At 46.1% G+C, this 7146-nt stretch carries 7 protein-coding genes; all 7 read right to left on the minus strand.

Annotation, left to right across the window (positions count from 1 at the left end):
* Window positions 1-493: ribosome recycling factor (gene frr / locus PHX29_06655; GenBank protein MDD5605564.1), on the minus strand; the 493-nt coding region annotated here is incomplete at its 3' end.
* A 2-nt stretch (window positions 494-495) separates the two neighbouring features.
* Window positions 496-1218, minus strand: a complete 723-nt coding sequence (gene pyrH, locus PHX29_06660; protein MDD5605565.1) for a UMP kinase — start codon at window positions 1216-1218, stop codon at window positions 496-498.
* Entirely contained in the window at window positions 1218-1733 is a 516-nt protein-coding gene (locus tag PHX29_06665; GenBank protein MDD5605566.1) for an elongation factor Ts, read from the minus strand. The genes pyrH and PHX29_06665 overlap by 1 nt, the downstream gene beginning before the upstream one ends.
* Before the next feature lie 18 nt (window positions 1734-1751).
* Complete coding sequence (gene rpsB / locus PHX29_06670) at window positions 1752-2516, minus strand: 30S ribosomal protein S2 (GenBank protein ID MDD5605567.1); 765 nt, start codon at window positions 2514-2516, stop codon at window positions 1752-1754.
* A gap of 156 nt (window positions 2517-2672) precedes the next feature.
* Window positions 2673-3380 (minus strand): TIGR00730 family Rossman fold protein, encoded by a 708-nt coding sequence (locus PHX29_06675; protein MDD5605568.1) that lies wholly within the window; start codon window positions 3378-3380, stop codon window positions 2673-2675.
* 21 nt (window positions 3381-3401) lie between these two features.
* Window positions 3402-4160, minus strand: a complete 759-nt coding sequence (gene purQ / locus PHX29_06680; protein MDD5605569.1) for a phosphoribosylformylglycinamidine synthase I — start codon at window positions 4158-4160, stop codon at window positions 3402-3404.
* A gap of 2 nt (window positions 4161-4162) precedes the next feature.
* Window positions 4163-7018 carry a phosphoribosylformylglycinamidine synthase subunit PurL gene (purL, locus tag PHX29_06685; protein MDD5605570.1) on the minus strand — a complete coding sequence of 952 codons (2856 nt, stop codon included), beginning with the start codon at window positions 7016-7018 and terminating at the stop codon, window positions 4163-4165.
* Window positions 7019-7146 lie beyond the last annotated feature (128 nt).

The raw sequence follows: 7146 nt of genomic DNA on the forward strand, positions 1-7146 counted from the left end.
CAGTGAGTTGTTGAAGCTTGGATAACGTCATGCGACACTCGTCTTGGGAGATTTCCTTATCCTTTTCCATCTGTTTCAGTTTATCGGCAACATCACGCCGCACGTTTCTGATGGCGATTTTTGTATCTTCTTCACGACGGCGCACAAGCTTGATAAGCTCCTCGCGTCTCTCTGCAGACAAGGGTGGGATCTTAAGGCGTACAATAGCTCCATCGTTGGAAGGGGTAAGACCGACGTTAGCTTTTAGAATTGCTTTTTCAATGGCAGGCAGACTTCCTGGTACCCAGGGTTGAATAATCAGCATGTCCGGGCCTGATACAGTAATGCTTGCCATATGGCTGAGCTGTTGCGGCATTCCCATATAATCTACTTTAATGTGGGCAATAAGTGCGGGATTTGCTCTTCCAGTATGAAAAGTAGTAAGCTCCTGCCCGAAAACTGCCCGTGAAGCTTCCATTTTTTTCTCTGCTTCAATTAATAATTCTTGACTCATTGCTATTCCCCCGTTATCAGCGTTCCGATTGGCTCGCCGTAAATCACTCTTTCAAGGCTATTTTCAATGTCAAGATTGAACACTATAATGGGCAACTTGTTCTCCAGGCACAGGGACAGCGCGGTGGAATCCATAACTCCCAGGCGTTTGTTAAGGGCATCCAGGTATGTGAGGTGCTCGTACTTGCGTGCCGAAGGATCGAGCTTTGGATCAGCCGAGTATACCCCATCAACATTGTTTTTGCTCATTAGAAGAACATTGGCTTCCATCTCAACTGCTCTGAGAGCGGCTGCTGTATCAGTGGTCATATAGGGATTTCCGGTACCACAGGCAAGAATTACCACCCTGCCTTTTTCCAGGTGCCGTATCGCCCTTCTGCGGATATATGGCTCAGCTACTTGCTGTATGGTTAGTGCGGATTGGGTACGAGTTACAACATCCAGGCGCTCCAAAGCGTCCTGGAGCATCAGGGAGTTGATTAGAGTAGCCAACATGCCGGCATAATCTGCCGTAGCCCGGTCAACTCCGTCCTTTTCTGCTTGTGAACCGCGCCATATATTCCCGCCACCAACTACGATGGCAACTTCAACATTTAACTGCAATGCCCGCTTTACTTGGCAGGCAACTCTGTTGACTGTTGCAGAATCAATACCATAAGTGCCAGAGCCTTTAAAAGCCTCACCGCTGAGTTTCAGTAGAACTCGCTTATACTTGGCCTCAGGCATTAGTCCTGCTGCGTTTCACCCAATTCAAAACGAGTGAAACGGCTTATCCGGATATTCTCCTTGGTTTTGGCGATGCATTCAATTATCAAGTCTCTGATGGTTCTGTTTTGATCTTTAATGAAAGGCTGTTCCATCAGGCAAGCAACTTCGGCTGGCTCTTCAGAGTCTGCGGGTAAATCTTCCTTGCAGATATAACATGGACTCATGGCTGTAACTTGCATGGCAATATCATGGGCAAGCGTTTTAAATTCATCGGTCCGGGCAACAAAGTCGGTCTCGCAATTCAGCTCGATAATAGCTCCAACACGGCCTCCGGCATGGATATAAGCTTCAATCAGCCCCTGCCCAGTTGCGCGATCAGCCTTTTTTGCAGCTTTTTCATATCCCTGTTCCTTAAGGCTGTCAGCAGCTTTTTTAATATCCCAATCACATTTAACCAGGGCATTACGGCAATCCATTACACCTGCGCCACAAAGCTCTCGTAATTCTTTAATTATGGCAGTTTTATCTTCCAAGGTTCTCTCCTTAAAAACTTATGAACCGGCTTCTTCGCTTACTGCGGTTTGTTCAGCTTCATCCATTTCGGTTGTGGCGTCGGCTGAGATTGTCTGGTTGAGGTTTTGCCCTTCTATAACAGCTGAAGCGATTTTACCGGTGATTAGCTTGATTGCCCGGATTGCATCATCGTTGGCGGGGATGGGGAAATCAATCTCGTCTGGATTGCAGTTGGTATCAACTATGGCAACTAGCGGAATACCCATTTTGCGGGCTTCAGCAATAGCAATTCTCTCTTTGGCCGGATCGACAATATATATGGCATCCGGGAGGCTGGTCATTTCTTTGAAGCCGCCCATGTTTTTATTGAGCCGTTCAATCTCTTCAATCTTTTTACGGGCTTCTTTCTTAGGCAGCCTTTGGAATTCTCCTCTTTCTTGCTGATCTTCCAGTCTTACAAGATAATCCATGCGGGACTGTATAGTGGAGAAATTGGTAAGGATGCCGCCTATCCAGCGCTGATTGATAAAATACATGTTGCAGCGCAGAGCTTCTTCCTCGATAATGGACTGAGCCTGCTTTTTTGTGCCAACGAATAGGATTTTACCACCATCGGCAACCAGTTGTTTGACGTATTGGCAAGCTTTATCCAGCAATTCAGCGGTCTTTTCAAGATCTACTATGTGAATCTTGTTTCGCTTGGTAAAGATATATCGCTTCATTTTGGGGTGCCAGCGGCTGGTCTGGTGGCCGAAGTGCGCCCCGGCTTCCAGTAGTTCTTTAATAGTAGCTGTATCCGGCAATCAAGTCCTCCCTTAATATAGCTTGTGTTAGCTTTCTTTTATCAGTCTACCAGTATAGCATAACGTTGTTTGAGCCACAAACAGCAAATTGACAGGAAAAACAGATTAAAATGTCATAATATTGTGCCGGTGAAAACAAGATGAACCAAGCCCTGGTTAAGGATCCTGTCTTACCGCCTGGCTGCCAGGGAGATCCTGATTTTTTGTCCACAGCTCTATAGCTTCCAGGACTTCGTCTGGAGTATCGCACAGCCTGAGTAGGGTTAAATCCTGTTCGGATATATAACCTTGTGCCAGTACCGGGTCTTTGAGCCATGAGAGAAAACCTTGCCAGAAAGAGCGGCTATACAATATGACGGGAAAAGGCCGTATCGTGTATGTTTGAATAAGAGTAAGGACCTCCGTCAATTCATCCAGAGTTCCCAGTCCTCCCGGTGTTATTACAAATGCGGTCGAGTATTTTACCAGCATAACCTTGCGTACAAAGAAATGTTTGAAAGTTAAGGTAATATTTGTATAGGGATTTGGATTTTGCTCATTAGGGAGGAGGATATTCAATCCGATAGATTTAGCGCCGGCGGCGCGGGCTCCCCTGTTGGCGGCTTCCATGAGACCAGGACCGCCACCGGTTATTATTGAGTACCCAGCTTTCCCCAGTTTATATCCAATTTCTTCCACGTTCCGGTATAAATGATCTCCATCTGGTGTACGGGCAGATCCATATATAGTTACTGCTGGTTCTACGCTGGAGAGGGAGTCAAAGCCTTCGATAAACTCCCCCATGATTCGAAATAGCCGCCAGGATTCCTCCTTGGCAAGCTGATTAATTTCAAATTCGACAGGTTTTTCAGGTTTATTATTCATCTGTCGTGCCCTCTTTTAGCTTTAGAGGCGCTTGATCCAATTAACCGCGTTGGTAAATATCTGTAACCCATCGCCGGGATTGCTGACTTTACCTCTTGTCCATTTGGGGTGCTGGTGAAAACTGATATGGCGTTCGGGGTGAGGCATCATGGCGAAGATCCGACCGGTTTCATCACATATTCCGGCTATTCCTCTTAGTGAACCGGAAGGGTTGTATGGATAGTCGACCGGCTGTTTTCCTGACGGATCTGTGTAATAGAGAGCGACATCAAGTTTATCCAGAGTATCCTCGCTGGCAACGAGCTTTCCTTGCCCGTGAGCTACGGGCAGATAAATACGATCAATGCCACGAGTAAAGACGCATTTGGAGTGCGGATTTGCCGCCAGGTGTATCCAACGGCATTCGAAACGCCCGGAGTCGTTGCCGGTGAGTGTTACTGCATTGCCGTTGCCGGGAAGAATACCGGATTGTACCATTACCTGGAAGCCATTGCAGATTCCGAGGATAAGGCCTCCGTCTGTAATAAATCGGTTGATATTATCGCCTAATTTAAGTCGGATTTCGTTCCCCATAATTTTACCTGCTCCAAGATCATCTCCATAGGTAAAACCGCCTGGGAAAACAAGTGCTTGATAATCTCCGATTTTTAAACCGTTGTTTATCAGCTGATTGATATGTGCCATGGTTACATGTGCGCCAGCTTTCTGAAAGGCGACTGAAGTTTCAAAATCACAATTGGTACCGGGGGCTCGTATTATTAATATTTTTGGAATTGCCATTACTACCAATCAAGTGGCTTTTGCCACGCCTCCTTTAGACTGGCGATGCACTTGTCGATTATTGTGGCACCACCGATGCCAATTATTTTTAGACGGGGAGCGTCTATTACATTGCCTATACAAGAAACAGCGGTCCCGTAGAGCAGCTTTTCAAACTCAGTACTGTTTTGCGGTTCAACTTCACATAAAAAGCGACTATTGGATTGGGAAAACAGGATAATATCATCCGAGTCAATTTTTTCTGTCATGGGCAACTTGGCCAGTTCGATGCTTGCGCCCAAGTCTCCTGAGAAAGCCATTTCTGCCAAAGCTGCTCCGAGGCCTCCGTCGCTTAAATCATGGCAGCTTACGACCATTCCTCGGTTGGTAGCAGTACTCAGGCGGTGCATTATTTCTACCGATTTCAGTACGTCGATTCTCGGTACTCGGCCTCCATTAAGATTAAACACCTTAAAATATTCTGAGCCACCCATCTCATTCAGAGTATCGCCAACCAAATAGATTAAATTGCCGGCTTTTTTAAAATCCTGTGAGATTACTTTGGATATATCATCTATGACGGCGATGGCCGATATTAGCAGGGTATGGGGTATAGATATGATTTTTCCTTCATGTTCATATTCGTTATTAAGACTGTCCTTACCGGAAATAAAAGGGGTTTCGTAAGCTATGGCGAGGTCATAACATGCCTGACAGGAACGTACCAAAGCACCAAGACTTTCTGGTTTTTTTGCGGAGCCCCAACTAAAATTATCCAGCAGGGCAACTTGATCCAGGTTGCCTCCGACTGCAATTATTTGTCTCAAAGCTTCTTCAATAGCAGAGGCTGCCATCCAGTAGGGATCAATATCTCCATAACCGGAGTTGATACCGTTGGAAATAATTATACCCTTGCTGGAATCTGGTACAGGCTTAATAACCGCTGCATCCCGTGGGCCGTCATTGTTTGCCCCGCCAAGGGGTTTTAACACACTCCCCCCTTGTACTTCGTGGTCATATTGGCGGATAACCCACTCTTTTGAGCAGGTATTCCAGCTTGAGAGCACCTTCTCAAGGCAAGTACCCAAATCTTCGTTTTGCTTGAAAGAAGGATTAGGCTGTTCACTTGGTCTAAATACAGCTTTTAACTCAAGCCGTGGGAGACCATTGTGAAGGAAATCCATATCCAGAGAGCATACCTGTTTTTCCTGATAATAAAGGGTGAGCCGCCTATCTGATGTAAATTCTCCAATGACGGTTGCCTCTGTATCTTCTGTTTTGCATATTTGTTTGAGCTCATCCACACATTCTGGGGGGACTGCCAGCAGCATTCTTTCTTGTGATTCGGAGATCCAGATTTCTGAATAGGATAAGCCCGAATATTTTAAAGGTACCTTGTCCAGATATACTTTCGCCCCGGTATTTTCAGCCATTTCTCCAATTGCCGAAGAAAGACCTCCGCCGCCACAATCAGTAATTCGGGAAAAGAGCTTTTTCTCCCGGGCTTTAAGTATGGCATCTATAACCTTCTTTTCGGCGATTGCATTGCCTATCTGCACTGAGCTTTGGGATTCTTCAGTGGAAGAGACGTTTAATTCTGCAGAAGCAAAGGTTACACCATGAATGCCGTCTCTTCCGGTTTTTCCTCCGACTACTACTACCATATCACCGGGTTTTTGCTGCCCCATTTTGGCCGCATTTCGCGGCATGATGCCAACTGTTCCGCAGTAAACCAGGGGATTGGCGGTATAACGATTATCAAAACAGATTGCCCCATTAACGGTGGGGATTCCTAATCTGTTGCCATAATCTGCAACTCCAGACCTTACTCCTTTGAGGATGCGACGCGGGTGCAAGGTGCCTTCAGGGAGTTTTTCGTAGGGTAGATCAGGTTCACCCAAGCAGAAGACGTCGGTATTGGCAATTGGCTTCGCGGCAAGGCCAGTGCCAAGGACATCCCTCACTACGCCACCAACCCCGGTCGCTGCCCCGCCGTAGGGTTCAATAGCTGATGGATGGTTATGTGTTTCTACCTTGAATGCGAGTGCCCAGTTCTCATCAAAACTTATAACTCCAGCGTTATCCTTGAAAACGGAAAGACACCAGGGTTTATCAAGCTCTTGAGTAGCACGCATAATGGTGCTTTTTAATAAGCCGTCAATGATCGTTTCGTTGAAATCGTAACGTGCTTTGAAGGTCTTGTGACCGCAGTGCTCACTCCATGTCTGTGCGAGAGTCTCTAATTCGACATCTGTGGGATTTCGCCCAAGTTTCCGGAAGTAGTTCGTAATCGCCACAATCTCGGGTTCAGAAAATCCAAGTTCGGCAGCGATCTTGGTAAGCTGGGCGGATTTGGCACTTAATATTTCTATCGTTTTTAATTTAAAGGTATATTCAGGCGCAGTAAAATTGTCTGTCATTTGGTGTGTAACTATATGTTGGACCGTGGGATTTACCAAAAGCCTTGAGCGCACTATCTGTAATTCGGCGTCAGAGGGGCTTCCGTAAAGTTCGTATCTGGTAGCGGTTTTTATTCCGGTTACACTGCGTATGCCCAGGTCAAATATGGCTTTTAATACTGACTCTTCTATCGGGTCGGTTACTCCGGGATTGTAGGTTACCTCATAAGTCTGGTAGTTATCAGCGGTCTGTTGGTAATCGGTAAGGCCTATATGATAGTTATGGATAATTGAATCGGTGAGAGCATTCTGACAGATAGTTACCATGTCATCGAAAGAAACATTCCCCTGTATATAATAAACATCGTGTATCTGGGCAGCGGTAATCGAAGAAATGCCCAAATCGGCAATATCCTTGATTAGTCCTTTTCCACGAGCATCCGATAAATGAGGTTTAAGCCTTACTTCAACTCTTTGCATAATTCTATTACCAACCCCTGTGAGACATACGTTCTTTTTCGTCAAGCTTGCTGACATCCAGCCCGGGCATAGCAGAACCCAGGTTCTTGCTCACTTCGGCAATTATGGCAGCATCCGTGTAGTGGGTG

This window comes from Dehalococcoidales bacterium, from assembly GCA_028717385.1.
GTDB lineage: Bacteria > Chloroflexota > Dehalococcoidia > Dehalococcoidales > CSSed11-197 > CSSed11-197.